The following is a 25,252-nucleotide window of genomic DNA, read 5'->3' on the forward strand; positions in this document are numbered from 1 at the left end:
ACGCATGGCGAGCGAAGTGGTTGTGAAGGCTGCCTGGGGCCCCAGGGCCGAGACCCCCGTGCAGCTGGCTCGGCGCTGGTTGGAGCTGTTGGACCGGCTGGCGGAGCTGTCGGAGGGGGCACTGGCCGAGTGGCGCTGGGACGAGGGCGGGCTCGTCCCGACGGGAGCCGAAGACTTCGCGGCGGCGCTCGAGGCGGCCAATGTCAAGGACGACCTGGACATCCTCGGCTACACCGCCAACGTGGTCGCCACTCAGCCGGACGGAGCGTACGTTCGCGGTCGCGTGCAAGGAGGAGGCACGGACGGGTACTCCCCCTTCACGGCCGTATGGCAGCTGTTCCCTGCACCCGGTTCGGCGGCGGGACCGCTCGCGGGCCGGTACACCGAGGCGCTGGCCGCGCTGGCGGGCGTGTGGGACGCGGACTACGGGCTCACCTACGACAGGGCGTTGTTCAAGGAGGTCAAGGCGGCCTACGGCCTGAAGGCCGCACACCCCCGCTGCGGCTGGGCGGTGCATCTGTCAGCCAACCGTGCCGCCCGTGTCCCGGACGACTTCATGGCACGTCGCGTCCCCACCGATCACGACGGAATCGTCCTGGATCTGGCAGACATCCCTGGCGGGACTCCGTCCACAGAAACGGTGCTTGCCGCTCACAAGGCGCTTGCCGAGGCCGGCGCCCTGGAGCCCATGCCTGTACCCGCCCCGCGAGCGAAAATGTGAGTGATCCGTCCATGAGCGTGCAGCGCTACCTACCGCTGATCGACGAACTCCTCGCCCGCCCCCTGAGCGGCGACGACGCCTACCACCTCGTCACCCTGCACGAGAGCCGGGACTTCGCTCCCCCGAACGACGACTGGGACGAGCTCATGCGGACAAGTGAGGAGTTCCAGGAGGAACTGGAGGAGCTGGCGGCCGCGCTGGATGCCCGGTGGGGCCCGCACGAGTCCATGTCCATGGAGGACTACTCCTACATGGACCCGGATGAGGACGAGCTCCCGCCCTTCTTCCGGGAGCTCGTCGAGAGCGGGTACTTCGGCGACCTGCTGTACTGGCGGGTCGGCGACCGCCTGGTCGCGGCGAGTGTCGGGCATGAGGACAAGGAGGAGCCGGTCGTGCTGTTCGCCGGGGTGACAGGCTCCGACGAGGGGTTCCCCGGGTAGGCCGGCGTCAGGTCGGCATCAGCTGTTCGGCTTCTTCGGCTCGATGTTCGCGTTGAGACGGAAGAGGTTTCCGGGGTCGTACGTCGCCTTCACCGCCGCGAGCCGTTCGTAGTTCGGGCCGAAGCTCTCACGCAGTAGCTGCTCACCCTCCTCCAGGAAGCCGGGGAAGTTGAGGTACAGGCCCCCGGTGGAGAAGGAGTCGCGCAGGTCGGAGAAGGTGTCGCGCACCCAGGCCACGTTCGCTGCCGAGTCGGCCTCCTCCTCCCAGTTCCCCTCGATGCCGAGCAGATAGGGGACGCCACGGTTGGCGAACGCGGTTTCCTCCTCGCCTACCTGCGCCATCGCGCCGCCCTGGTACCAGACGTCGATGGTCGAGGTCGGTGACGGCGCGGCGGCAGCGTGTTCGAGGATCCGTTCGATCAGCGCGTCGCTGAGCTCGGGCACGTTGAGGGACTTCCAGTAGTAGCGCCCGCCGTCCGGATAGTCCTCGTCCAGGACGGTCTGCGCCTCCACGTAGGAGAGGGGGCCGCTGAGGTCGCAGATCGGTTCGGTGATCTCGCGGAGCGGGCCGAGCGCCTCCTCGCCCTCCGCAGGGTCGCCAGGGAACAGGGCGAGGAGCGCCACGAAAGGCTCTCCGTGCGCCTCGGACGGGAACTCCTCGATCTCGGGAACCCGGCCGAGCACCCCGAGCGGACCGAGCTGGTCGGGTGCCTTGGAAAGGTACTGCTCGCAGGTCCGCAGCACCTCCCCGGCACGGTCCGCCGGGTAGTACACATTGCAGAAGAAGACTTCGGGGCCCACGGGAAGCAGGCGGTACTCGAACGACGTCACGACGCCGAAGTTGCCGCCGCCCCCGCGGATCGCCCAGAAGAGGTCCCCGTTCTCGCTCCCGTCGGCGGTCAGCAGCCTCCCGTCGGCGGTCACCACCCTCGCCGATACGACGTTGTCGCAGCTCAGCCCGTACGCGCGCCGAAGCCAGCCCATTCCCCCGGACAGGGTGAGACCGGCGATCCCCGTCTTCGAGACCAGGCCCAGGGGAGCGGCGAGCCCATGGCGTTGCGTCGCGCGGTCGACGTCCGCCAGCGTGCAGCCACCCCGCGCACGCGCCGTACGACCGTCCGGATCGACGTCGACCCCGGTCATCCCCGACAGATCGATGACCAGCCCGCCGTCGCAGAGCGCGAGGCCGGCGACGCCGTGCCCGCCGCCGCGCACCGCGAGCGGCAGGTCGTTGTCGCGGGCGAAGTTCACCGCGGCGATCACGTCCTCGTCGCCGTCGCACCGTGCCACCAGTGCGGGGCGCTTGTCGATCAGGCCGTTCCAGACCTTGCGAGCCGCCTCGTAGTCCGGGTCCCCGGGTCGTACGAGCTGCCCGCGCAGCCTCGAGGCGAACTCGTCCACGAGCTCCACCGCCAGCTTCTCCCCGGGGTCGTCCCTGTCAGTGCCTCGGCTCATGGCGGACACCTCCCGCGCAAGCCGTCACGCCTTCCACCTTCAGGCCTTCCACCTTCAGGATCAGGGCCAGCGGGGTGGGACGCCATCCGAGCTCGCTGATCATGATCCGAGCTCGCTGATCACGGCGGTCGGACGGTCAGGGTGGTCTGTGGTCACTCATGGCTGTACCGATGCATCCGCACGCCTCTAGTAGCCCAATTCCCTTGATTTCGCGATGAGGTGACTATGCTTCGGCTGTGACGGATGGGGCCAAGGTGGCTTTCGAGTCGTTCTGTTGAGCGCGTACGCTTCCTTGAGTCTTCAAGCACTGGCTGGGTGGGGGACACGTGTGCCCTGCCCCGGGCCGGTCAGCCGGCAGGACCGACCAAGGAACACGTAAGGAACCCCCACATGGCTGTTCCCCCCTCCCATCGCGCCAAGTCCCGCCTCACGCGCCGCGGTTTGATCGGTGCCGCGAGCGCGGTCGCCACCGGGGCCGTGGTGACTCCCGCGGTCATGGCCGCAACCACCGACTCCGGCGAGCCCACCGATTCGAGTGGTGCCGCTCAGAGCGGCACAACCGTCGAGACGTTCCCCGAGACCCGCTCCAAGGCGGCCGCCGGCGCGGCACCCGTAGAGGCCGCCTTCCCCATCGGCTACGTCGGCGTCCGCTGGGCGGCCACCGGTTCCGCGGACGGCGGCTCCATCCGGCTGCGCGCCGCCGACGGTGCGAGCGGTGACTGGAAGTCCCTGAGCGGCAGCGGCTGTTCGGAGGCGAACGGCGGCGCGCTGCTCGTCCCCGCCGGCAGCGCGTCCGGGTACGAGGTGAAGGCCCCCGACGGCGCCACCGGGCTGAGGTCGGTCGCCCTCGACACCAGCCACGGACCCGAGCGCAAGGTGGACGTCCCGTCGGACACCACCCGCGTACGCGGCGTCGCGTATCTGTCACGGGCGGCCTGGGGCGCCGACGAGTCGAAGCGGTTCAAGCCGGACGGCACGGAGAACACGCCGACCGCGTACTACCCCTTCCAGACCATCACGGTCCACCACACCGCAACGCCCAACGGCGACCCCGACCCCGCGGCCACCGTCCGCGCCATCTACGAGCTCCACGCGATCACCAACGACTGGGGCGACATCGGCTACCACTTCCTCATCGACGAGGAAGGCCGCATCTACGAGGGCCGCTACTCCGGAGACGACGGCATCCCCGCCCACGACGGGCAAGGCAAGCTCGTCACCGCCTTCCACGTCGCCGGCTACAACTCCGGCAACCTCGGCATCGCCCTCCTCGGCAACCTGATGGAACAGGGCCCGACGGACGCGGCCCGCACCGCCCTCACCCGGCTGGTCCGGGTCCTGAGCCGTTTCCACGGCCTCGACCCGCAGGCGCGGCTCACCTACACGAACCCCATCACCGGCACCCAGAAGGAGGTCCAGTCCATCAGCGGCCACCGCGACTGGATGGCGACGGAGTGCCCGGGCGAGGTCATGTACGCGGAGCTGGTGCGGGTGCGGGAGGCGGCGGCTGTGGGCCGCTCCTGAGCCCTCGGGCGGTCCTGTGAACGGGGCTGAACGGGGCTGAACGGGACTGATTGGGACCGGGGTTGGGTCCCCGGGCCCATGCCCTGCGCGGTGCGTGAACGTACCGTCGCTTCATGTCGTGGACCAATGACGGGGGAATGGCCTCCACGTCCGCCGTCGCGGGCCCCGCGCGTATGCCGCGGGCGCTCGCGACGGCCCTCATGCTGCTCGTCGTCCTCTTCGTCCTGAGCGTGTTGCCCGCACTGGGTGTGCTGGTGGCGGCCCCGCTCGACGGCGCGGTTCTGGGCGCACTGCTGTACGCCATCGCGCCCGGCACGGCCGGGATGCTCCTCGCTCGCCGTATGTGGGCGGGCGGCCCCTGGGTTGGCTGGGCACTGGTCGGCGTACAGGGCTGGCTGGTCCTGGAGGCCTTCGGCACCATGGCCCAGGGAAGCGGCCGGGGCCTCACACAACTGCTGCTGCCCGTCACCCTGATCGTGCTGCTGACGCGGCGCGCGTCCCGCGCGTGGTTCCGGCTGCCCGAGCTGGAGCGCGAGAACCGGCCGGAGTTCAGCCTGCCGCGCATGCTCAAGTTGCGGCACAGCGACGAGGGACAGAGCGCGGCCGAGTACGTCGGGCTGGTGGTCGTCGTGGCCGCGATCATCATTGCGCTGCTGGTCAGCGGCGTGGGACCGCAGATAGCCGGCGGGTTCCAGTCCGCGGTCTGCAAGGTCACGGGTACGTCGTGTCCGGCCGATCCGGGTGGCGGGGACGACAGTTCGGACGTCCGGGCCGGTGACGACGGGGGTGCCACGGCCGGCGGTGGGAACGGGGGTGCCGCTGACGGGGGTTCCGGCAACGGGGGCGCGAACGGCGCCAACGGCAACGGCGGTGCGAACAGTGGCACCGGTAGTAACGGCGGCGGCGGTGCGGGCGGTGGATCCGCATCCGGCGGCTCCGGTGGCTCTGGCGGTTCCGGCAGCGCATCGGGCGGCTCCGACGACGGCAACGGTTCCGGATCCACCGGCGACACCCAGGCCGGGGACGGCGACAACGGCGGCGACGGCGGAGGAGGCGGCGGCGACGAGAAGAAGGACGACGGCTGCTTCTCCGGCGTCGGCTCCTTCTTCGGCTGCGCCGCGAAACAGACCGGCGGCTTCGTCAAGGGTGTGGTCGTCGACGGCGTCGGCGGAGACGTCGTCGACGCCATCGACGGCGTCATCCACCCCATCGACACCGTCACCGGCACGGTCACCGGCCTGTGGAACTACGGCAAGGACATCGTCGTAACGGAGTGGGACGGGTACGTCGACAAGTGGAACAAGGGCGACTACTGGGGCATGGGCAAGCAGGCCCTGACCTTCGGCATCCGCAACAACGGAAGAATGATCAACGACTTCGTCCTCACCGACGACGTCCGCAACGCCTGGAACCGCGGTGACTACGGCGAGGCCGTCGGCCTGACCCTGTGGAACGGCGGCTCGTACTTCATCCCGGGCTACGGCGAGGGCAAGCTCGGCAACCTCCTGCTGAAGCTCAACAAGCTGGAGAAGGTCTCCAAGGTCGTGAAGGCCGTCGAGAAGGCGACCGAGGCGGCCGAGAGGGCCCGCAAGGCGGCCAGGCTCGGCGACGTCAAGGGCGCAAAGAAGGCCGCGGACGAGGCACAGGAGGCGGCGGACGAGGCGGCCGAGAAGGCCCGGAAGAGCGGCTGCGTCGTGGGGGCGCCGCGCTTCCGCGTCCCGTACGGCGGCGGGGAGTACGGCCGAGACCCGGCGCCGGCGGGCTCCTCGGGCGGCATCGTCACCGCGTCGTACACGACCGGTGTCTCGGGCACCGTGAGCGCCCCGGCCCCCGCCGTGTACTCGGCGAACGCACCCTCCGTCCTCCAGGTGCAGGAGAAGTGCGACGTCGAGGACCAGAAGGACGCGCACGACGCCCAGCAGAAGGCGCTCGAAGCGAGGGCCGAGGCGGCGAAGGCCGCTCTGCGGGAGCGGGGCTCCTCGGTGCCGGACGACCAGATCGACGGCCTCGTCAACCGCGCCAAGGACAACCCCGACCCGAACAAGGGCGAGATCGGCAAGAAGGACGCGGCCGACGCACTCGACGACATCACCGACCTCGCCCGCCGCAAGAACGTGAACGGCGACGCGGCAGCCGCGCTCGAGGGCAAGGTCGCGAACGCCTCCGACGCCAACAAGCTCGCCGAGGCACGCGCCGAGGTGAACGCCGTACGGCGCGCCGCCGACGACGCGGCCCCCGGCACCCAGGTGGACGCCGGAGTCGGCAGCAAGATGAACCGCACGGAGGGCGACCTCGGCAACGGCGAGAAGGTGAACCTCGACGAGATCCCGGACGCCGACGTGGTCTACAAGGACAAGAACGGCATCGTGCACGTCAAGGAGGTCAAGAACGCCGGCTCGGCCACGCGCAAGGCGGACTTCGCCAACCAGGTCGAGCGGCTCAAGAAGTGGGCGAGCAAGGAGCCGGGCCGCAAGGCCACCGTGGAGATCGAGACGACGGACCGCTGGACGTCGATCTTCAGCGAGTTCAAGCAGGCCCGGAACGGGAAGGCGGCGAAGGACACCCGGACGGCGGCCGGCGAGATGGCCAAGAACGGCGTGGACGTGAAGGTGGCCGGCCAGGGCCTGTCCGCCGACGAGCTGGGCAGGATGCAGCGCGCCATCGACGAGCGGACGGCGAACGGCACGATGGACTGGTCGAAGATGAAGGACCCGGAGAGCGCCAAGGCGTATCTGGGCATCAAGTGAACGAGTGCGTACGGGACGACCATGAGTGAGCAGAGCGCGGGCGCGGAGCGCAGCGAGGAGGCGTGGGACCCGGGGGTCGCGCGCCGGCACAGTGCCGACGGCGACTACGTCCTGCCCCGCGTCCTGCGCGAGCTGCCCGAGCCCTGGAACGGGGTCGGCGCCGACTGGCCCCGGATCGCCCAACTGCCCCGTACGGACGAGCGGTTGGCGGAGGTGTGCCGCATACTGACCGCGCTCCTCGACGACCCGGAGGCGGCACCGTACGTACCGCAGCCGCCGTCGCCCGGTCTGCTGCGGCACGCATGGGAGGAGTTCCAGCGGGAGACCGCGGTCAGGATGCCGCGTACGGACCTGGTGACCTGGGCCGGCGTGGATGGCCTGGTGCGGGAGCGGCGCGAGCGGGGCGGGCTGTACCCGCTGCAGCGGCACGTCCTCGACCACGTCGAGGTCGTGATGCTCGACCTGATCGCTTGGCTGCGCGACGACATCGCCGACTCGGTGTTCCGCTGGCTGGCCCTGGACCCCACCCCGGGGCGTTTCGCCGACTGGGCGGTCGGTCTGGCCGAGCGCTGCGTGGCGGCGGACATCGGCGCCGACTCCGCGATCGAGCTGCTGGGCGCGATCGGCGACGCGGATGCCGTCGCCGTCCTGCGGCGCCTGGCCGACAAGACGGACACCCCGGCGAGCTGGGAGAACGCGGACGCCGCCCTGGGGATGCTCGCCGAACTGGAGGACCGGAGAACGTGACGCGGTCCTAGGACAGCCGGGTGCTCTCCTCCACGGTCACCCGTGCACCGGGCCGCAGCCCCCATCCCGCCATCGTCCCCGCATCCGACTCCAGTACGTGCCGGGCCCTCAGGCGGGGAAGGGTGAGGCGGCCCGGCTTCACGGTGTGGACGTTCAGCACGTTCAGCTTGCGGTCCAGATAGGCGACGTCGATCGCGAAGCGCATGCGGAAGGTGTGGATGCTGCTCGCGGGAGACAGCAGGATCGCGCCGTCGATCCCGTCGCGCCCGAGGAGGCCGCGGGTGCGCGCGCGGAACGAGGTCGCCAACTCCAGCGGGACCGTGACGGCGGAGCCTTCGGCCCCTTCCCCGTAACCGCTGCCCCCGTGTCCGTCCGCGTGTACGACCAGCTTCGCCCGGCCGTCGCGCCAGCGCCCCATCGCCCGCCCCTGTCCGTCCGTTGTCTTTCGACTGTCCTACGGCTGTCCGTCGAACTCCGCCCCGACCGTATCCGCACCACAGTGGGTCCTGTCATGGGCCCACGGGCCCATGCCGCCCGGGTCGCGGGCGAATAGGGTCCCCGGCGTGTATCAGCTGCTGATCGCCGTGGCCGCCGCGTGGGGCGCCGCAACCGGGGCCCTGCTGCCCCGCGCCGCCTACCGGCTCGCCGTCGAACCCGAGGAGCCGTGGCGCGGCGACTGCCCCGCCGGGCACCCCATCACCGGGCCGCTCGGCGGCTGGGTGGGCCGGGCGCGGTGCGCCGACGGAACCGCGTACGGGCCCCGTACGGCCCTCGTCGCCGCCGTCACCGCGCTGGTGTGCGCGCTGCTCGCCGCGGCGACAGGGCCTCGCCCCGAACTCGCGGTCTGGCTGCTCGCCGCACCCTTCGCCGTACTGCTCGCGCTCACCGACTACGCCGTGCACCGGCTGCCCGACGTGCTCACCCTGCCCCTCGCCGCCGCGGCCGCCCTCCTGCTGGGGCTCGCCGCCCTGCTGCCGGGCAGCGCGGGCTCCTGGCCCACTGCGCTGCTCGGTGCGCTCGCGCTCGGCGGTGCCTACTTCGTCCTCTTCCTGATCAACCCCGCCGGCATGGGGTTCGGCGACGTCAAACTGGCGGTCGGACTCGGCGCGGCCCTCGGCTGGTACGGCTGGACGGTCCTGTTCACCGGCGCCTTCGCCGGGCTGCTCTTCGGTGCCGTCTACGGGGTGTCGCTGGTGGCACTGCGCAGGGCGGGGCGCAAGTCGGCGATCCCACTCGGCCCGTTCATGATCGGCGGGGCGTTCCTGGGCCTGGTGCTGGGAGGGCTCGCGGCGGGCTGACGGCCCTCGGCCGCCCATTGACTCAGCCGATTAATTCGGTCGCGGGCGCCCGCGGCGCGCTGGGACGATCAGCTCATGGACAGGTTCGAGAAGCTCGTCGCAGAGGCCGAGGCCGCGTCCGTCGACGGGTGGGACTTCTCCTGGTTCGAGGGCCGGGCCACGGAGGAGCGGCCCTCGTGGGGGTACGCGCGCGCGATGGGCGAGCGCATGGCGCGGGCATCGGCCGCGCTGGACATCCAGACCGGGGGAGGAGAGGTCCTCGCCTCCGCCCCGGAGCTTCCGCCGCTGACCGCCGCCACCGAGGCCTGGCCACCCAACATCGCCAAGGCCACCGCACTGCTTCGGCCGCGCGGCGCGGTCGTCGTGGCATCGCCGGAGGACGCGCCGCTGCCGTTCGCGGACGAGGCGTTCGACCTGGTGGTGAGCCGGCACCCGGTGCGCATCCACTGGGACGAGGTCGCGCGGGTACTGCAGCCCGGCGGCACGTACTTCTCGCAGGAGGTCGGCCCGGCGAGCGCCTTCGAGGTCGTGGAGTACTTCCTCGGGCCGCAGCCGGAGGAGGTGCGTAACGGACGGCATCCCGACGCGGCGCGGGCCGCGGCCGAGGCGGCGGGTCTTGAGGTCGTCGACCTGCGCTCGGAGCGGCTGCGGATGGAGTTCCACGACGTCGGGGCCGTCGTCCACTTCCTGCGGAAGGTCGTCTGGATGGTGCCCGGCTTCACCGTCGACCAGTACCGGCCGCGGCTGCGCGCGCTGCACGAGCAGATCGAGTCGGAGAGCCCGTTCACGGCCCACAGCGCCCGCTTCCTGATCGAGGCCCGCAAGTCGGGTTAGACCCGACGACGGCGGTGCCGCAGCGTCGGACGCGCACCCCGATGGGTGGGCGCGAATCGTCGCTGCACGACTCCGGAGAGTAGTTGTGGCGCGCCAATGCACGCAGCATCACTCACGAAGGGTTATGGTGGAAACCCCCCCTCGGGCCGGTCCGTCTCCCCCCCACGGACCGGCCCGTTTTCTCTTCACCCGGCTGAAGCCGCGCGGCTGTGACGAAACCGGCTGTGACGAACCCTGTGCCCGAGTCCACATACTCCGGCGGTAGGGTGTCGCCCTCGGGACTGTCGTCCGCTGCACGGCCACACGGAGGGACTGACCACACGTGAACTTGCGCGACCTGGTGTACGGACTTTACGCACGCCGGGTGGAAGGCCGTCTGGACCACGACCAGGTGCCGAAGCACGTCGGGGTCATCCTCGACGGCAACCGGCGCTGGGCGAAGGCGTCCGGTGGCACGACAGTGCAGGGACACCGCGCCGGGGCCGACAAGATCGCCGAGTTCCTCGGCTGGTGTGCCGAGACGGACGTCGAGGTCGTCACCCTGTGGATGCTGTCCACCGACAACCTCGACCGGCCCGAGGAAGAGCTCATCCCGCTGGTCGGCATCATCGAGGACGCGGTACGCGGCCTCGCCGCCGACGGCCGCTGGCGCATCCACCACGTCGGCACGCTCGACCTGCTCCCGGCCGGCACTCAGTCCGTACTCAAGGAGGCCGAGCAGGCCACCCAGGGCAACGCGGGGATACTCGTCAACGTCGCCGTCGGCTACGGCGGCCGCCAGGAGATCGCCGACGCCGTCCGCTCCCTCCTTCTGGACCACGCCCAGAAGGGCACCACCTTCGAGGAGCTCGCGGAGCTCGTCGACATCGACGTCATCTCCGAGCACCTCTACACGCGCGGCCAGCCCGACCCGGACCTCGTCATCCGCACCAGCGGCGAGCAGCGCCTGTCGGGCTTCATGCTGTGGCAGTCGGCCCACTCCGAGTACTACTTCTGTGAGGTCTTCTGGCCGGCCTTCCGCAAGGTCGACTTCCTCCGTGCCCTGCGTGACTACGCGGCACGGCACCGGCGTTACGGCGGATAGTCCGCCCGGCCGACAGGGCCGCCTGGGGCACGAGTAACGCAGAGTTCACCAACGCGCCGTCATATGCCATGGCATGGCTGCGCGTGTTCGAGGGAATAAGCCTTCCAGGTCGACGCCCTGCACGTGGGCGTCGTATCTCAGCGGACGGCACGGGGCCGTCCGCCCGGGAGGCCCTTTGCACCAGGACGACCGCGCGGGGAGCATCACTTCCGGCGGAGAGCTGGAGGGCCGGCGCTCGGCCCGTGCATCGCGGCCGGAGACCGGTCCCGATCCCTTTCGTCGCTCCCCGACCTCATCCGAGGGGGTACGTCCTTCCGTGGTGACCAGCACAAAGCGCCCCAAGCCAGACCGGCGCACCTACGTTCTCGACACCAGCGTCCTGCTGGCCGACCCGAACGCCCTGTCCCGCTTCGACGAGCACGAGGTTGTGCTGCCCGTCGTGGTGGTCACGGAACTCGAGGCCAAGAGGCACCATCCGGAACTCGGTTACTTCGCCCGGCAGGCACTGCGCCTGCTCGACGATTACCGGGTGAAGTTCGGGCGCCTCGACGCCCCGATACCGATCGGGGACCTCGGCGGGTCTGTCCGGGTCGAGCTGAACCACTCCGACCCCGCCGTGCTCCCGGCCGGTTACCGACTGGGGGACAACGACTCGCGGATCCTCGCGGTGGCCCGCAACCTCCAGGCCGAGGGGTACGACGTCACGGTCGTGTCGAAGGACCTGCCGCTGCGCATCAAGGCGTCGTCGGTGGGCCTGCTCGCCGAGGAGTACCGCGCGGAGCTCGCCATCACGGACGCCGGCTGGACCGGAATGTCCGAACTCACCCTTTCGGGAGAGCAGGTCGACCTCCTCTTCGATGAGGAGACCCTGTTCGTCCCGGAGGCGGCCGAGCTGCCGGTGCACACGGGTCTGGTGATCCACTCGGAGCGCGGCAAGGCGCTGGGGCGCGTCACGCCCGAGGGCAACGTCCGCGTCGTACGCGGCGATCGGGAGGCCTTCGGTATCAAGGGGCGCAGCGCCGAGCAGCGGATCGCGCTGGATCTGCTCCTCGACCCGGATGTCGGGATCGTGTCGATGGGCGGCCGGGCCGGCACCGGCAAGTCGGCGCTGGCGCTGTGCGCGGGGCTCGAGGCCGTGCTGGAGCGCAGGCAGCACCAGAAGGTGATGGTCTTCCGGCCGCTGTACGCGGTGGGCGGGCAGGAGCTCGGCTATCTGCCCGGCAGCGAGGCCGAGAAGATGAGCCCTTGGGCGCAGGCGGTCTTCGACACGCTGTCCGCGGTGACGAGTCGCGAGGTCATCGAGGAGGTGACGGCGCGAGGGATGCTGGAGGTGCTGCCGCTCACCCACATCCGCGGCCGCTCCCTGCATGATGCCTTCGTGATCGTCGACGAGGCGCAGTCGCTGGAACGGAACGTCCTGCTGACCGTTCTGTCCCGAATCGGGGCGAACTCCCGTGTCGTACTGACCCATGACGTGGCCCAGCGCGACAATCTCCGGGTCGGCCGGTACGACGGAGTCGTCGCCGTCGTCGAGAAGCTGAAGGGGCATCCGCTCTTCGCGCACGTCACGCTCACCCGTTCGGAGCGCTCGCAGATTGCGGCACTTGTGACCGAAATGCTGGAGGACGGGCAGATCTGACCCGTTCGTCCGGGACCATCCCCGCTCGTCCAATGAGTGGCGGTTACGCGGTAGTTGGCGCCGTCTGGCAAAGGCGTAGAGCCTAGCCGGGCGGCGCCTTGGCGTCTGCGCTTTTCCGGAAAACTCCTGGGACAAACGACGTGTGAGCTTTCACACGTACCTCAGAATTGCCTTGCAGTGTCCGGCTGCGGCAGTGTGTGGGTCCTGTCAGGCCCCGCATACGACACTTGTGTCCCGCCAGCCCCATCGGCGTAACAGAACTACATAGAGACCGTCGTATGCCGCCCGAGCACCACGCGGCGCTCCCCCCAAGGGAGTTGCCCACCGGGCCCGTGCCTCCCGTGACCCGTCGTTGGGAGGCCAGTGCCAGGGGCACGATTGCGTCCGCGAGGGTCACCCACAAGCGGGCGATGCTGGAAGGAAACCGAGTGAGCCGGATTTCGGTCCGGGGATTCGCTGTGGCATCCGCTACCGCGGTCACCACTGTTGGCGCCGTCGTGGGCGTTGCCTCGGGCAGCACCCAGCAGCCCTCGAACGACTTCGAGGCAACGGCAGGCGACGCGACCCTCCTCGCAGACATACCCGCGGGCCAGCAGGCCCAGGTGCAGACGGCCTCGCTGACGCAGCAGGCCGACGCACAGGCCATCGCCGCCGACGCCGCCGCGAAGAAGTCCGCCGAGGAATCAGCCCGCAAGCAGGCCGCCGAGGACGCGATCGCCAAGCAGAAGGCCGCGGAGAAGGCCGAGCAGGAGGCCAAGGAGCGCAAGGAGGCCGAGGAAGCGGCCAGCCGCAGCGCGACCCGCGACGCCTCCAGCTTCGACGTCCAGGGCTCGTACACCATCGCCCAGATCCAGGCGATGGCGCGGCAGATGGTCTCCAGCGACCAGTTCCAGTGCTTCAGCAACATCGTGGACCACGAGTCCAGCTGGAACTACAAGGCCGTCAACGCCTCCTCCGGCGCCTACGGTCTCTTCCAGGCGCTGCCCGGCTCCAAGATGTCGTCCGCCGGCGCCGACTGGCAGACCAACCCTGCCACCCAGATCAAGTGGGGCCTGAACTACATGAACGACCGCTACGGCAGCCCCTGCGGCGCCTGGTCCTTCTGGCAGGCCAACCACTGGTACTGAGCCGTCCCCTCTCCCCGCCCGGGAGCCGCTCAACCTTCCGAAGCCCCTCGCCGTCCTACGGTGAGGGGCTTCCGCCATGTACGGTCGGACCGGACGAATCCCGGGGGAGTGGTGGGGACAAACGGGGGGAAGAGGACGGATATGTCGCGAGTGCCAGGGTGGCTGGACCGGCTTGGCGCCGGACTGAGCCGTATGGGGGAGCGGCTGGCCGAACGCCGTGCCCAGGCCGAGAAGGAGGACGCGGACGAAGACGGGTTCCCCCCGGTCGGCGCCGAGCCCTCCGATTCGGGCCCCGGCCATGATGTGCCGGCCCCGTCCGGCCCCTCCGCCCCCTCCGGCGGCCAGGACTCGGGCCCGGCCGCGGTCCCACAGAGGATGCCCGTCGCCCCCGGCGTGATCCCCCGGCCCGATCCCGCCGCCGCCGTGCCCTGGGGCGTGCGCGTCGCGGCCGAGGTCGGCTGGCGGGTCCTCGTCCTCGCGGGCACGCTCTGGGTGCTGATGAAGGTCATCAGCGCTGTGCAGCTCGTGGTGCTGGCGTTCGTCGCCGCCCTGCTCATCACCGCGCTGCTGCAGCCCACCGTGGCGCGCCTGCGCCGGCATGGCGTGCCCCGCGGGCCTGCCACCGCGCTCACCGCGATACTCGGATTCGTCGTGATGGGCCTCGTCGGCTGGTTCGTGGCCTGGCAGGTCGTGGAGAACATCGACAACCTCTCCGACCAGATCCAGGACGGCATCGACGAGCTCAGGAACTGGCTGCTCAACAGCCCGTTCCATGTGACCGAGAAACAGATCAACGAGATCGCCAAGAACCTGCGCGAGGCGATCGGCGCGAACACGGACGCGATCACGTCCGCGGGGCTCGAAGGTGTCACCGTCGTCGTCGAGGCGCTCACCGGCATCCTGCTGACGATGTTCTCGACGCTGTTCCTGCTCTACGACGGGCGGCGCATCTGGGAGTGGACGCTCAAGCTGGTCCCCTCGCACGCCCGGCCCGGTGTCGCGGGTGCGGGGCCGCGGGCGTGGCGGACACTCACGGCGTATGTGCGCGGCACGGTGATAGTGGCCCTGATCGACGCGATCTTCATCGGGCTCGGCATCTACTTCCTCGATGTGCCGATGGCCGTGCCGCTGGCCGTCTTCATCTTCCTGTTCGCGTTCATCCCGCTGGTCGGTGCCGTGGTCTCGGGCGCGTTGGCGGTGGTGGTCGCGCTGGTGACGCAGGGGGTCTTCACGGCCGTCATGACGCTGGCGGTGGTGCTGGCCGTCCAGCAGATCGAGGGCCACATCCTGCAGCCGTTCATCCTGGGGCGCGCGGTGCGGGTCCATCCGCTTGCGGTCGTCCTGTCGGTCGCCGCGGGCGGGATGGTCGCGGGGATCGGGGGAGCGGTGGTGGCTGTGCCGCTTGTTGCGGTGACCAATACGGTTGTCGGCTACCTCAACGCGTATGACCGCGGGACCGCGGGGTTGCGGCATTCGCCGCCGCCGCATGGGTCTACTGCCATGGGGGTGGCGGCGGTGGAGCGTCGGCCTTCTGATGGCGGGGCGCTTTGATCGGCGGCTGCGCCGCCTAGTCCTCAAACGCCGGACGGGCTGGATCTTCCAGCCCGTCCGGCGTTTGAGGACTAGCCCGTTAGGGCGATAGGGGGTCTGGGGGCGAAGCCCCCAGACCGGGAGGCGGGCCTACTCGGCCAGCACCGCCTCCGCATCCAGCGTCGTGCCGACCGCCTGGATCACCGCAGCGATCTTGAAGGCTTCCTGGATCGTCTCGCGGTCGACGCCCGCCTTGCGGAGCACCTGCTCGTGGGAGTCGAGGCACTGCCCGCAGCCGTTGATCGCGGAGACCGCGAGCGACCACAGCTCGAAGTCGGTCTTGTCGACGCCGGGGTTGCCGATGACGTTCATCCGCAGGCCGGCGCGCAGCGTCCCGTACTCCGGATCGGAGAGCAGGTGGCGCGTGCGGTAGAAGACGTTGTTCATCGCCATGATGGCGGCGGCCGACTTGGCCGCGGTGTACGCCTCGGGCGAGAGGTTCGCCTTCGCCTCGGGCTCGAGCTCGCGCAGGACCCGGGGGGACCGGGACGCGATCGCGCACGCGAGCACCGTGCCCCACAGCTGCTGCTGCGGAAGCTCGGAGTTGCCGATCACCGAACCGAGGTTCAGGCGCAGGTCCTTGGCGTAGTCCGGTACGGCGGACTTCAGTTCGTCGAGAGCCATGCAGTTCAGACCGCTTTCGTTCACTCGCCGGAGAGAAGCTTGACCGGGTCGAGGGTGTCCTCGCCCTGCTTCCAGTTGCACGGGCACAGCTCGTCGGTCTGCAGCGCGTCGAGGACCCGCAGGACCTCCTTGGGGTTACGGCCGACGGAGCCCGCAGTCACCATGGTGAACTGGATCTCGTTGTTCGGGTCGATGATGAAGACCGCGCGCTGCGCGAAGCCGTCCTCGCCCTCGACGCCGCAGTCGCGCATCAGCTCGTGCTTGGAGTCGGCCAGCATCGGGAAGGGCAGGTCACGCAGGTCGGCGTGGTCCTTGCGCCAGGCGTGGTGCACGAACTCCGAGTCGCCCGAGGCGCCGAGGATCTGGGCGTCGCGGTCGGCGAACTCGTCGTTCAGCTTGCCGAAGGCCGCGATCTCGGTGGGGCACACGAAGGTGAAGTCCTTCGGCCAGAAGAACACCACGCGCCACTTGCCTTCGTAGGACTTGTGGTTGATCTGCTCGAACTCCTTGCCGCTCTCCAGCGACACACAGGCAGTCAGGTCGTACGTGGGGAACTGGTCACCGACAGTGAGCACGCGCTCTCCTTGCAGCAAAAAGGAATCCCGCTGACGGGAGTTCCATTGGGTTGGACTGATCACGAGGGTGGCACACGCTGCATTGATTAGTGAAATAGCTAGACTCGGTCAGGTTGATTGACGGCAGCTATCAGTAGCGGTGGGTGACCGATGACGGTGCACGATGTGGGACGAGAGGCGGCGCGAGGTGACAGTCCGTGCATGGTGGTGAGCGACAGGTGAACAAGCGGAGTGCGGTGCCGGGCAGCGGCAGGGCCCGCCAGCCCACCCTCGCGCAGCTGCGCGCCTTCGCGGCCGTGGCCGAATATCTCCACTTCCGGGACGCGGCCGCCGCGATCGGCATGAGCCAGCCCGCACTGTCCGGCGCGGTCTCGGCGCTGGAGGAGGTCCTCGACGTACAGCTGCTGGAGCGTACGACGCGCAAGGTGCTCCTTTCGCCCGCGGGGGAGCGGCTCGCCGCCCGGGCGAAGGCCGTGCTGGCCGAGGTCGGGGCGCTCCTCGAGGAGGCCGAGGCGGTCCGTGCGCCCTTCACGGGCGAGCTCAGACTCGGCGTGATCCCGACCGTGGCCCCGTATCTGCTGCCGACCGTGCTCCGGCTGCTCCACGACAGGTACCCGGACCTCGATCTCCAGGTGCACGAGGAGCAGACCGCGTCGCTGCTGGACGGGCTGGCCGCCGGGCGGCTCGATCTGCTGCTGCTCGCTGTGCCCCTCGGTGTCCCCGGAGTCACCGAGCTGCCGCTGTTCGACGAGGACTTCGTGCTCGTCACCCCGCTCGACCACTGGCTCGGCGGGCGCGAGGGGATTCCGCGGGAGGCGCTGCGGGAGCTGAAGCTGCTGCTCCTCGACGAGGGGCACTGCCTGCGGGACCAGGCCCTCGAGATCTGCCGGGAGGCGGGCCGCGACGACGCCCCGGTGTCGACGACGGCGGCCGGGCTGTCGACGCTCGTCCAGCTCGTCGCGGGCGGTGTGGGGGTGACCCTGCTGCCGCGTACCGCCGTGAAGGTGGAGACCAGCCGCAGCAACCAGCTGCTCACCGGGTATTTCGCCGCGCCCGCGCCGAGCCGCCGTATCGCCTTGGCGATGCGGAGCGGGGCGGCGCGGGGTGCGGAGTACGAGGAGCTGGCCGCTGCCCTGCGGGAGGCGTTGCGGCCGCTGCCTGTGCGGGTGCTCTGACCTGCGGGGGCCGCGGCGCGACCAGGCGGCAATTCGTGATGCTGTGGGGCAGTTGTGAGCTGCTCGGATGCAACCTTCCGGGCGTTCTGCTCGTCGGTTCCATAGAGGCAGGTGCTCATTCTCACGTCCGGAAAAGACCGGATCGGGAGACCTTTGCCCCAGGGTGCGGTGTTAGCTTTCTGAGCTGACTTGGCCGGTATGCGAGTGAGGCATACGAGAACGAAGCGGAGCGAAACGGACTAATGGGGCGAGCGGAAGCGAGACGGGCACGGCAGCGCGGTGCGCGCCGGGCGGCGCGCATGCGCTCGTCCGGCGCCGAGCGCGGGGTGATACGCCGCCTCTTCACCTGGAAGAAGATCCTCGGCACGTTCTTCGGCCTCTGCCTGCTGGGCATGGGCGCCTTCGTCGTGCTGTACATGGTCGTGGACGTGCCAAAGGGCAACGCGGACGCGCAGAAGCAGAGCAACGTCTACAAGTACAGCGACGGCTCGGTTCTCGTCCGCACCGGTACGGTCAACCGCGAGATCGTGGACCTGGCCGAGGTCCCCAAGAAGGTCCAGCTGACCTTCGTCGCCGCCGAGAACAAGTCCTTCTACAAGGACGCCGGCGTCGACCTCAAGGGCACCGCCCGCGGTCTCATCAACACCCTCTCCGGCAAGGGCAAGCAGGGTGGTTCGACGATCACCCAGCAGTACGTCAAGAACTACTACCTGAGCCAGGACCAGACCGTCACGCGCAAGCTGAAGGAACTGGTCATCTCGCTCAAGGTCGACCAGCAGTACTCCAAGGACGACATCCTCGCCGGGTACATCAACACCAGCTACTACGGCCGGGGCGCCTACGGCATCCAGGCCGCGGCCCAGGCGTACTACGGCGCCGACGCGAGCGAACTGACCGTGGCGCAGGGCGCGTATCTCGCGGCGCTGCTGCAGGCCCCGAGCCAGTACGACTGGGCGGCCGCTTCGGCAGAGGGCAAGAAGCTCGTCAAGGCGCGCTGGAACTACGTGCTGAACAACATGGTCGATGAGGGGTGGCTGGACGCCTCCAAGCGCCAGGAGCTGAAGTTCCCCGTCCCGGACGATCCCAAGGCGGCGCCCGGTCTGGAGGGCCAGACCGGCTATCTGGTGGACGAGGCCAAGACGGCTCTGGAGAAGCAGCTCGTCTCCGAGGGCACCGCCGCCGATCTGGACGAGGCCAAGGCGCTGGTCGACGCCGGCGGCTGGACCGTCACACTCAACATCGACAAGAAGAAGCAGAAGCTCCTGGAGCAGGCCGTCAAGGCGAAGCTCACCAGCAAGCTGGACCCCAAGGAGCGCAAGGTCGACGCGGACGTACAGGCGGGAGCCGCGTCCGTCGACCCGAAGACGGGCAAGGTCCTCGCGCTCTACGGCGGCGTGGACTACGTCAAGCACTACCGGGACAACGCCACCCGCCGTGACTACCAGGTGGCCTCGACCTTCAAGCCGCTGATCCTCGCGGCCGCGCTGGAGAACGGCTCCACGACGCAGGACGGCCAGCCGATCACGGCGTCCACCGTCTACGACGGCACGAGCGAGCGTCCCGTCGTGGACGACGGCCAGAAGGTCGGGTTCGCGCCGCCGAACGAGGACGACGGCAACTACGGCGACGTCACCGTGCAGACGGCGATGAACAAGTCCATCAACTCAGTCTTCGCGCAGATGGGCGTCGACGTGGGCATGGACAAGGTGATGGAGACCGCGGGCGAGCTCGGCATGGACGTCGAGGGCCTGGAGGCCGTGCCCGCCCAGACCCTCGGTTCCATGGGCGCCAGCCCGCTGGAGATGGCCGGGATCTACGCGACCCTCGACAACCACGGCAAGAAGGTCACCCCGGCGATCGTGAAGTCCGCCGAGCACAAGGACCGCACGATCGACTTCCCGGACGCGATCGGCAAGCAGGTGATCAGCCGCGAGGCCGCCGACTCCGTGACCTCCGTGCTCACCGGCGTGGTGGACGACGGTACGGCCCGTGCGTCGGTGCGGGACGCGGTCGACCGCAACGGCCAGCAGGTGGCGGGCAAGACGGGTACGTCCGACTGCAACCGCTCGGCCTGGTTCACGGGCTACACCCCCAAGCTGGTGACGTCGGTCGGCCTGTTCGGCGAGGCGAACAAGGCCGGCGGCACCACGTGCGACGACAAGGCGATCAAGAAGTACGACCATGTCTCCCTGACGGGCGCCATGGGCGGCGGCCGCGTCAACGGTGGTGGGCCCCCGGCCCAGATCTGGGCCGCGTACACCTTCGACGCGATGGGGTCGACGAGCGAGTTCGACCTCGACACGGACATGGGGGCGGCCGTCACGCCGACCGTCGAGCCCACGCCGACCGTTGAGGAGACGCCGTCGGATACGCCGTCGGCGCCGGAGACCAGTGCTGAGCCGTCGACCGAGGCGCCTACGAGTGAGGCGCCTACGGAGGAGCCGACCGTCGAGCCTACGGATGGGGCTACTACTCGGCAGCCGACTGCGCCGGCTACCACGCCGACGTTCGGGATTCCGGAGAGTACCGGTGACAGTCGTGGTGGGGACTCCGGCTGACCGTTGCACGGCCGAAGGCGCCCGGGACCTTGGGGTTCCGGGCGCCTTTGCGTTCGGCGCCCGCCGGAACGGTTAGCCGCCGTTTACTCGCTTCGCGATCCTGTCGCCCAAGTCCTTGTCGATGTTGCGCCAGTACTGGAGGGCGCGGTCCCGGACGGGGCGGGAGACGCCGGCGGTGAGGTGGCCGCTGACGTTGGACACCAGGCGCTCGCGGGCCGCGTCGTCCAGGACCTCGCGGACCATCGTGCCCGGCTGGCCCCAGTCGTCGTCGTTGCGGTGCAGCTTGTACGCCTCGCGGACCATCTCGCCCGCCGCCTGCCAGCCCGCCGGATCGCCGAAGGCCTGGACGTCGGCCGCCGGGCCGCCGTACGAGTTGGGCGCGTACACGGCGCCCACGTTCGCCGGCTCGTACCGCATGGGGCCGTCCTTCGCGTACGAGTTGACGGCCGATCGCGGGCGGTTCGGTGGCAGCTGCGCGTAGTTGGGGCCGATCCGGTAGCGGTGCGTGTCCGGGTACGAGAAGAGCCGGCCGAGCAGCATCTTGTCCGGGGACGGGCCGATGCCCGGCACCAGGCTCGACGGCTCGAAGGCGGCCTGCTCGATGTGGACGAAGAAATCATCCGGATTCTTGTTCAGCGTCATCCGGCCGACCTCGATCAGCGGGTAGTCGCCGTGCGGCCACACCTTGGTCAGGTCGAACGGGTTGAAGCGGTAGTCCGGTGCGTCCTCGAACGGCATGACCTGCACGAGCATCGTCCACGACGGGGCGTTGCCGGAGGCGATCGAGTCGAACAGGTCGCGGCGGTGGATGTCGCCGTCCGTGCCCGCGAGTTCGTCGGCCTCGGACTGGGTGAGGAAGTCGATGCCCTGGTCGGTCTTGATGTGGTACTTGACCCAGAACTTCTCGCCGCCGCCATTGACCCACATGTAGGTGTGGGAGCTGTAGCCGTTCATGTTGCGGTACGTCTTCGGGATGCCGCGGTCGCCCATCAGCCACGTCACCATGTGCGCGGACTCGGGGGACAGCGTCCAGAAGTCCCACTGCATGTTGTTGTCGCGCAGGCCGTTGTCGGGGCGGCGCTTCTGGGAGCGGATGAAGTCCTGGAACTTCATCGGGTCGCGGACGAAGAAGACCGGCGTGTTGTTGCCGACCAGGTCGTAGTTCCCGTACTCCGTATAGAACTTGAGTGCGAAGCCGCGTGGGTCGCGCCAGGTGTCGGGGGAGCCCTGCTCCCCGGCGACCGTCGAGAAACGCGCCAGCATCTCTGTCCGCTTCCCCGGCTGGAAGAGATCGGCCTTGGTGAACTGGCTGACGTCGTTGGTGACTTCGAAGATTCCGTACGCACCCGATCCCTTGGCGTGCACCACCCTCTCGGGGACCCGTTCGCGGTTGAACTGGGCCATCTTCTCGATGAGGTAGTGGTCCTGGAGCAGGATCGGGCCGGTATCGCCGACCGTGAGCGAGTGCTCGTCGCTCTCCACCGGTATTCCGGCGTTCGTCGTGGTGTACGGGACCTTCTGTACTGCTTCGGTCACGAGCGTCCTCCCGTCGTGCATTTGGGATAGGTCAGGTCGCTTCGCCCACCACAGCAGTCAACTCCGCCCCCACGACATCGGCAACTTTTGGACCAGGTCCAACTCTGAAACTCGTACGAAAGTCCCGGGTGGCCGCCGCTGGGCCTCCCCGGGACCGGGCCCCCTGACCGGGCCGTCTCAGCCGGACGCGCGTGTCGACAGCTCGAACCAGACCACCTTCCCCGTGCTGAGCCGGGTCGCGCCCCAGCGGCGGGCCATCTTGTTGACCAGGAAGAGCCCGCGCCCGCCCTCGTCCGTGGCCCGTGCCTGGCGCAGCCGAGGCAGCTGTGGCACGTCGTCGCCGACCTCGCAGCGCAGCACGTCGGTGCGCAGCAGGCGCAGCGTGACCGGCCGTGACGTGTAGCGCACGGCGTTGGTGACGACCTCGCTGACCAGCAGTTCCACCGAGTCCGTCAGCTCTTCCAGGTTCCAGCGGGCCAGCGCCTTGCGGGCCAGCCGGCGGGCCCTGCGGGGAGCCGCGTCCTCGGGGTCCAGGTTCCAGTACGCGACGTCGCTCGGCGCGATTCCGTTGAAGCGGGCGGCGAGCAGCGCGATGTCGTCGTCCCGGTCACCCGGGCCGAGCATGTCGAGGACCTCGTCGCACAGCGCCTCCAGCGGCGGCGGATGGTCCGGGCCGGTCAGCTGCGCGGTCGCGGAGAGGCGCTCGCGCAGCTGCTCTATGCCGGTCCACACGTCGCGCAGCCGGGACTCGACGAGACCGTCCGTGTACAGCAGGAGCGTGGCTCCGGCGGGCGCGTCCAGTTCGACGGCCTCGAAGTCGACGCCGCCCACTCCGATCGGCGCGCCCGCGGGCACCCGCAGGACCTCGGCGCGCCCGCCCAGGTGCAGCAGGACCGGCGGCGGATGGCCCGCGTTGGCGATGGTGATGCGGTGCGTCACCGGGTCGTAGACCGCGTACAGGCAGGTCGCCATGCGGTCCGTGCCGAGCCGCTGTGCCTGCTCGTCGAGGTGGTGCAGCACCTCCTGCGGGGGCAGGTCCAGGCCGGCCAGGGTCTGCGTGGTCGTCCGCAGCTGGCCCATGATCGCCGCCGACGTCATGGAGTGGCCCATGACGTCGCCGACGACGAGGGCGACGCGGTTGCCGGGCAGCGGGATCGCGTCGTACCAGTCGCCGCCGACGCGGGCCGTCTCGGCGGCGGGCAGATAGCGGGACGCGAGCCGCACGCCGTGCGGCTGGGGCAGCGACTCGGGCAGCATCGTGCGCTGCAGCTCGTCCGCGATGTACGCCTCGCGGTCGTACAGCACCGCCTTGTCGATGCCGAGCGCGCTGTGCGTGGCGAGCTGGGCGGCGACCAGCAGGTCCTCGATCTCGAATGCCGGCCGGTCGGGGCGGCGCAGGAAGACCGCGGCACCGATGACGCGCCGGCGGCCGCGCAGCGGAGCGAGGATCGTGTGCTGTCCGCCGGGCACCCGCCGCTCCGCGCCGAGCAGTTCGGGCAGCGCGCCCAGTGCGGTGGGGGCGTCCGGGAAGACGGGACGTACGCCGCGGAGCACCTCGGCGAGCGGACCCCCGGGCCGCACCTCGCACAGCTCGGTCGCCGCGAAGTCGGGCTGCAGCTGCAGCCCCGGCAGCAGGCCCCCGTCGGTGTCCGCGTCCTCGGTGCCGTCCTCGATCCGCCGCAGCCGGTCGGTGCGCCGCAGCCGCAGGACCAGGGGCCCGGAGGGCCGCTCGTCGCCGACCGGCAGCGGGTCGCGCAGATACACCAGGATCGCGTCGGAGAACGTCGGCACGGTGGCCCGGCACAGGCCCATCACGATCTCGTCGAGGTCCATGCCCCGGGCGATACGCCGGGTCGCGGCCCCGACGAACCGCAGTCGGTCGCCGTCGCGCTGCATCGAGGCCGGGCCGAGGGCGGGAGAGGGAACCACCCCGGACAGGGCGTGCGACGCCGCCTCGCCCGGGCGGTGCCCGGCCTCGGCGATCGCCCTCGCATCGGCCCACTGCGTGCTCTCGCCGGCCCGCGGCAGCGGCGCGCCCTGCGGTGCGGGGCGCGGCCGGTGCGGGTCGGGTTCGGCGGCCGAGGGCTGGGAGTGCTCGGCGCCGGCGCCGGCCAGAGGACCGCCGGGACCGCCGGTACCGGCAGGTCCGGCGGGGCCGGCAGGTCCGGCGGCCCCGGCAGCGGTGGGCACGCCGGAGGCGTCCCCGGCACCGGAAAGGTTCGCACCGGAGGAGGTCCCGGGGCAGGCGCAGTCCGCCGCGCCCGGGTTGCCGCCGGGCGCCGCGGTGGCGCCGTGCGCGGCCGAGGGGTCGCCGGGCCGGCCCTGTGCCGGTAAGGCGACCATGCCCGCTGCGTCAGGGACTTCCGGGCTCTCCGGGGTACGCAGCAGCGCCCCGCGAGGGTCCGCGGGGGCGGGAGGCCGGGCAGCGGTGGGCTGCCCGCGCTCGTGGGAGGTGGGATGCTCCGTCACGCGTGTCGAATCCGTCCGTCCGGGGCTGCGCGCCGTGCGCGCCATGGGTCTCAGGAGCGCTGGCTGTTGGGGAACAGGTGCTGTTCGGGAACGGGGCCTCTGCGGGCCGATACCCGGATTACGTGTGCCGGGAACGGATTGTCGACGCCCTGCCTGCGGGGCGTCGGACAGGAGCCGTACCGGCCCCCGCGGTGGGCCAGGTACGCCGCGGCCCTGCTCGCCGTACCGTCCGCCCGGTACGGCGTGGTGCCGTACCAGCCGTATGCCTCGCTACCCTCGCTCACGTCCCGCCGCCCCTCGATGACGTCGTGTCAGGCCTTGTCCAAGTGAAAGGAGTTGATGCTGTGCCGCAACTGTGTACTTGCGGAGGACGATCCTACGTTTGCCCTACGGGGGCGCATCAAGGGTCTCACGACGGCACTCGAGCGGGCGTGCGATCCCAGTCGTCCGGAAGAGCCGGTATCGACCATTCCGGGTTCGGCCGCCAGTGCTGCCAGCCGTCCGAGAACGGTGCGCCCCACGAGCGGATCACGTCGACGGCATCGCGCCCGGCCCGGCGTACGGACTCGGCCTGACCCGCGTCCATCAGACCGGCTTGCTGCGCCTGCGCGAACTCGTCCTCGTCGCGCCACTCCCAGGTGCGGTCCGGGTACACGCAGATGTCCAGGAAGTGGTCCTCGGAGTCGACACCTCCGGCCCAACGCACACGCGGCTCCTCCAGGTTCACGTACCAGTTCTTGAACCGCCAGCCCGGCTCCCAGAACAGCCATACGGACCAGCGCTCACCCGGCCGCGCCAGCTTCAGCACGCCCGTACCGAACCAGCGGTCGCGCCGCACCGTGCGCGGCTTCGTGTACCGCGTGTCCAGCGGCTCGACATGCACCGGCGTGCCATCCGCGAGCACCGGCTTCACACACTCCGTGCCGGGCGCCATCCATACGGCGAGCAGCTCGGCGGTGTCCTGAACGACTGTCACGGGACGGCAGATGTGGAAGCGGTCGCCGGCGTTCTCCCGGTAGCGCCACAGGATGTGGTCGCCGGGAGCCCAGTACGCCGGACCGTTTCCGTCCATGAGTCTGCTCGCCCTGTCTGTCATGCGCAGATATTAG

Annotated in this window: 21 protein-coding genes; 13 read left to right on the top strand and 8 right to left on the bottom strand. The window is 70.1% G+C overall.

Annotation, left to right across the window (positions count from 1 at the left end):
• Window positions 1-4 precede the first annotated feature (4 nt).
• Window positions 5-721, top strand: coding sequence for a hypothetical protein (locus ABT009_RS18205; RefSeq protein WP_351295257.1), 717 nt, complete (start codon window positions 5-7; stop codon window positions 719-721).
• A gap of 11 nt (window positions 722-732) precedes the next feature.
• The gene (locus ABT009_RS18210) at window positions 733-1,161 is read left to right on the top strand and encodes a hypothetical protein (protein WP_351295260.1); all 429 of its coding nucleotides are present in this window, start codon (window positions 733-735) and stop codon (window positions 1,159-1,161) included.
• 18 nt (window positions 1,162-1,179) lie between these two features.
• On the opposite strand, the gene ABT009_RS18215 is transcribed toward ABT009_RS18210, so the two are convergent.
• On the bottom strand, window positions 1,180-2,616 hold the full coding sequence (locus ABT009_RS18215) for an FAD-binding oxidoreductase (RefSeq protein WP_351295263.1): 1,437 nt from the start codon (window positions 2,614-2,616) through the stop codon (window positions 1,180-1,182).
• A 390-nt stretch (window positions 2,617-3,006) separates the two neighbouring features.
• Here ABT009_RS18215 and ABT009_RS18220 point away from each other — a divergent pair, with 390 nt between their 5' ends.
• The 3 genes from ABT009_RS18220 (at window position 3,007) to ABT009_RS18230 (ending at window position 7,634) form a co-directional block, all read left to right on the top strand.
• Window positions 3,007-4,140 carry a peptidoglycan recognition protein family protein gene (locus ABT009_RS18220; protein WP_351295266.1) on the top strand — a complete coding sequence of 378 codons (1,134 nt, stop codon included), beginning with the start codon at window positions 3,007-3,009 and terminating at the stop codon, window positions 4,138-4,140.
• Between the two features lie 113 nt (window positions 4,141-4,253).
• Window positions 4,254-6,887, top strand: a complete 2,634-nt coding sequence (locus ABT009_RS18225) for a hypothetical protein (RefSeq protein WP_351295269.1) — start codon at window positions 4,254-4,256, stop codon at window positions 6,885-6,887.
• 21 nt (window positions 6,888-6,908) lie between these two features.
• Window positions 6,909-7,634, top strand: a complete 726-nt coding sequence (locus tag ABT009_RS18230) for a Rho GTPase-activating protein (RefSeq protein WP_351295272.1) — start codon at window positions 6,909-6,911, stop codon at window positions 7,632-7,634.
• A 7-nt stretch (window positions 7,635-7,641) separates the two neighbouring features.
• Here the strand turns inward: ABT009_RS18230 and ABT009_RS18235 are convergent, their stop codons facing one another.
• Window positions 7,642-8,052 carry a DUF192 domain-containing protein gene (locus ABT009_RS18235; protein ID WP_351295275.1) on the bottom strand — a complete coding sequence of 137 codons (411 nt, stop codon included), beginning with the start codon at window positions 8,050-8,052 and terminating at the stop codon, window positions 7,642-7,644.
• Window positions 8,053-8,197: 145 nt separating this feature from the next.
• Here ABT009_RS18235 and ABT009_RS18240 point away from each other — a divergent pair, with 145 nt between their 5' ends.
• The 6 genes from ABT009_RS18240 (at window position 8,198) to ABT009_RS18265 (ending at window position 15,167) form a co-directional block, all read left to right on the top strand.
• Complete coding sequence (locus tag ABT009_RS18240; RefSeq protein ID WP_351295278.1) at window positions 8,198-8,932, top strand: prepilin peptidase; 735 nt, start codon at window positions 8,198-8,200, stop codon at window positions 8,930-8,932.
• A gap of 75 nt (window positions 8,933-9,007) precedes the next feature.
• The gene (locus tag ABT009_RS18245; protein WP_351295281.1) at window positions 9,008-9,766 is read left to right on the top strand and encodes a class I SAM-dependent methyltransferase; all 759 of its coding nucleotides are present in this window, start codon (window positions 9,008-9,010) and stop codon (window positions 9,764-9,766) included.
• A gap of 322 nt (window positions 9,767-10,088) precedes the next feature.
• A complete protein-coding gene (locus ABT009_RS18250) occupies window positions 10,089-10,850 on the top strand; it encodes an isoprenyl transferase (protein WP_351295283.1) in 762 nt (253 codons plus the stop codon).
• A gap of 316 nt (window positions 10,851-11,166) precedes the next feature.
• Entirely contained in the window at window positions 11,167-12,489 is a 1,323-nt protein-coding gene (gene phoH2, locus ABT009_RS18255) for an RNA 5'-3' helicase PhoH2 (RefSeq protein ID WP_351295285.1), read from the top strand.
• Window positions 12,490-12,917: 428 nt separating this feature from the next.
• Complete coding sequence (locus tag ABT009_RS18260; RefSeq protein WP_502989904.1) at window positions 12,918-13,616, top strand: aggregation-promoting factor C-terminal-like domain-containing protein; 699 nt, start codon at window positions 12,918-12,920, stop codon at window positions 13,614-13,616.
• Between the two features lie 141 nt (window positions 13,617-13,757).
• The gene (locus ABT009_RS18265; protein WP_351295291.1) at window positions 13,758-15,167 is read left to right on the top strand and encodes an AI-2E family transporter; all 1,410 of its coding nucleotides are present in this window, start codon (window positions 13,758-13,760) and stop codon (window positions 15,165-15,167) included.
• Window positions 15,168-15,296: 129 nt separating this feature from the next.
• On the opposite strand, the gene ABT009_RS18270 is transcribed toward ABT009_RS18265, so the two are convergent.
• Both ABT009_RS18270 and ABT009_RS18275 read right to left on the bottom strand, forming a co-directional pair.
• The gene (locus ABT009_RS18270; protein ID WP_351295294.1) at window positions 15,297-15,830 is read right to left on the bottom strand and encodes an alkyl hydroperoxide reductase; all 534 of its coding nucleotides are present in this window, start codon (window positions 15,828-15,830) and stop codon (window positions 15,297-15,299) included.
• Between the two features lie 20 nt (window positions 15,831-15,850).
• Entirely contained in the window at window positions 15,851-16,405 is a 555-nt protein-coding gene (locus ABT009_RS18275) for a peroxiredoxin (RefSeq protein WP_351295297.1), read from the bottom strand.
• Window positions 16,406-16,623: 218 nt separating this feature from the next.
• On the opposite strand from ABT009_RS18275, the gene ABT009_RS18280 reads away from it, so the two are divergent.
• Window positions 16,624-17,580 (top strand): LysR substrate-binding domain-containing protein, encoded by a 957-nt coding sequence (locus ABT009_RS18280; RefSeq protein WP_351295299.1) that lies wholly within the window; start codon window positions 16,624-16,626, stop codon window positions 17,578-17,580.
• A gap of 242 nt (window positions 17,581-17,822) precedes the next feature.
• The gene (locus ABT009_RS18285; RefSeq protein WP_351295302.1) at window positions 17,823-20,138 is read left to right on the top strand and encodes a transglycosylase domain-containing protein; all 2,316 of its coding nucleotides are present in this window, start codon (window positions 17,823-17,825) and stop codon (window positions 20,136-20,138) included.
• Window positions 20,139-20,210: 72 nt separating this feature from the next.
• Here the strand turns inward: ABT009_RS18285 and ABT009_RS18290 are convergent, their stop codons facing one another.
• The 4 genes from ABT009_RS18290 to fomD all read right to left on the bottom strand — a co-directional run bounded on the left by ABT009_RS18290 (window position 20,211) and on the right by fomD (window position 25,239).
• Entirely contained in the window at window positions 20,211-21,674 is a 1,464-nt protein-coding gene (locus ABT009_RS18290; protein WP_351295305.1) for a catalase, read from the bottom strand.
• A 177-nt stretch (window positions 21,675-21,851) separates the two neighbouring features.
• The gene (locus ABT009_RS18295) at window positions 21,852-24,017 is read right to left on the bottom strand and encodes a SpoIIE family protein phosphatase (RefSeq protein ID WP_502989915.1); all 2,166 of its coding nucleotides are present in this window, start codon (window positions 24,015-24,017) and stop codon (window positions 21,852-21,854) included.
• A gap of 176 nt (window positions 24,018-24,193) precedes the next feature.
• Window positions 24,194-24,427 carry a hypothetical protein gene (locus ABT009_RS18300; RefSeq protein WP_351295310.1) on the bottom strand — a complete coding sequence of 78 codons (234 nt, stop codon included), beginning with the start codon at window positions 24,425-24,427 and terminating at the stop codon, window positions 24,194-24,196.
• 125 nt (window positions 24,428-24,552) lie between these two features.
• Window positions 24,553-25,239, bottom strand: coding sequence for a cytidylyl-2-hydroxypropylphosphonate hydrolase (gene fomD, locus ABT009_RS18305; protein WP_351295313.1), 687 nt, complete (start codon window positions 25,237-25,239; stop codon window positions 24,553-24,555).
• Window positions 25,240-25,252 lie beyond the last annotated feature (13 nt).

The organism is Streptomyces sp. NPDC002896 (assembly GCF_040295225.1).
Taxonomy (GTDB): domain Bacteria; phylum Actinomycetota; class Actinomycetes; order Streptomycetales; family Streptomycetaceae; genus Streptomyces.